This is a genomic window from Sabulicella rubraurantiaca, assembly GCF_017355885.1.
Taxonomy (GTDB): domain Bacteria; phylum Pseudomonadota; class Alphaproteobacteria; order Acetobacterales; family Acetobacteraceae; genus Roseococcus; species Roseococcus rubraurantiacus.
The window spans coordinates 1-1718 of the sequence record NZ_JAFEUU010000051.1 but is presented as its reverse complement, the minus strand read 5'-3'; the positions used below and the strand labels follow the sequence as shown (position 1 = coordinate 1718).

Here is a 1718-nt window from a genome sequence, read left to right as displayed (position 1 = left end):
CCGCAGATCCTCCGACAAGGTCTTTGCCATGCCTGCTGCCTCCGCCCAGCAGACAGGGTGAATCAGATCACCCCCGCGTCGGGGAAGCACTTTCGCGAATCAGCTCGAGGGGAACGTGCTCTAGCTCAGCGGCAAGGCCGCCCCCCATAGAGCTTGGAACCGCAGCCAGGTTGGTCAGGAGCTCGCGAACCGACGCTCCACCTTCGCCAGAACGCACGTCGCCGCTCACCGCCATGCAATCAACGGGTTATTCGAGGTGTTCAGGTGTCGGATCCTGCTGGCCGCGCAGTCGGCCGACTTCCGCAAGGGCGCACACGGCCTGGCAGCGCTGGCGGCTGAGATCCTAGGCGAGGATCCCTTCTCCGTCCGGTTCTCTTGTTCCGGTCGCGCTGGGCGGACTGAATCAAGAGCCTCGTATGAGACGGCTCCGACCTAATGAGTGCCCGTCCGGTGAGGGCCGCCTTCCGGCGCTGGGCTGTGCTCGACCACGCTTCGTTCCCATCTTAGCGAGACGCTCTTCGAAGCGGAGTCGCAGCTGCGCAAGCGGCTCGGGATCCTCCAGGCCGCAGAGCTCGTCATTGCCGGTCGGGCCGAGGGTTTGCCCGCTGGCCGTGACCGCCTCCACATGGACGGTGAAGCGTTCCGCGCTCGCCCCGCGAAGGGCAACGCGCAACCCTTGTACCGGCAGTCTCATTCCGCGGCTGCCACAGAATTCGCCGCCCTGGGACCAAGGAGAGGTCCAGCCCCTGCCAAGGACGACCTGATACTCCAGCTCCTCGGGAGGGACGCCCTCTGGCGGGGCGAGCTGGATGCCCTCGATCACGCAGCCCGGCTCGCGCAGCCCGAGCCACTCGCCTAGCGCGCCGGCCCGGTCCCCGACACGGGCAATGTGCAGTAGCATGGTATTCGCGCCGCGTGTCGCGGCAGCTGGCGGCACGGCGGCCGGGGCGCGCACCGGAGCCCTGGGCTTCTCCTCCTCCCGCACCGGACCGAGGCTGGCCTGCTGTCCGGGGACGTCGAGCCTCTGCACATGCATGCGCGGCGGCTTCGCGCCCTTGTGCTCCAGCAGGTTATAGCTGGTGAGGAGGAGGCGCGCCTCCTCACTAGCGACCGCCACCAGCAGCGCGTCCCCGAGCTGCCGCAGCCATGGGCTCCCGCGGAACTGGGCGATCTCCACCTCCGACCCTTCGCCCGGCATGACGGAGATGGACAAGCCGGGAAGCTGCGCAGGTGGCACGCCGGGCGAAACCTCGGAGACGGAGATGCAGAACTTGCCGCGCGGGAGCACGAGCGTATGGGCAGCGACCCTGACGTCGGGCACCCGGTCCTGTGTCTTGTCAGGCATGGAGTGACTTCACCTCCCTCGGACTCGGCACGGCCAGACCTGCCATGCGGCCCAGAAACTACTCATTGATGCGGCGTGGGACTAGGTTCAAGATCCCCGCTTCAACCCAAGGGTATCCGTTGGCCATGTAAACTTGTCTAGTGGCCTGAGTTGGAAGTTCAGTTGCGGTTTGCTGTGGCTGGGAGGAGACTGTGGCGCCTGAATTGGGAGGCGTGTCATGTCTCGCGGACCCAAGGCTGTCATGTTGGCGTTGACCGAGGCGGAGTGGGCCGAACTCCGTCGCCTGCTGCGCCGGCGCGGCGTGGGCCAAGCCCTCGCCCAGCGTATCCGGATCGTACTGGCCTGCGCCGAACCCGACGCGACCAACCTGAGG

General features: G+C 66.9%; 1 protein-coding gene and 1 pseudogene. One reads left to right on the top strand and one right to left on the bottom strand.

Annotated elements, in window-relative coordinates; translation table 11 throughout:
• Positions 1-403: 403 nt before the first annotated feature.
• Positions 404-1345, bottom strand: a complete 942-nt coding sequence (locus JTJ31_RS24310) for a hypothetical protein (RefSeq protein WP_207541322.1) — start codon at positions 1343-1345, stop codon at positions 404-406.
• A gap of 217 nt (positions 1346-1562) precedes the next feature.
• Here JTJ31_RS24310 and JTJ31_RS24905 point away from each other — a divergent pair.
• Positions 1563-1718, top strand: a pseudogene (locus tag JTJ31_RS24905) (IS630 family transposase); the annotation flags it as partial.

What these genes read in the sequence shown, in the direction of transcription:
- JTJ31_RS24310 (WP_207541322.1), bottom strand. Translation starts at nt 1,345, where the DNA reads ATGCCTGACAAGACACAGGACCGGGTGCCCGACGTCAGGGTCGCTGCC.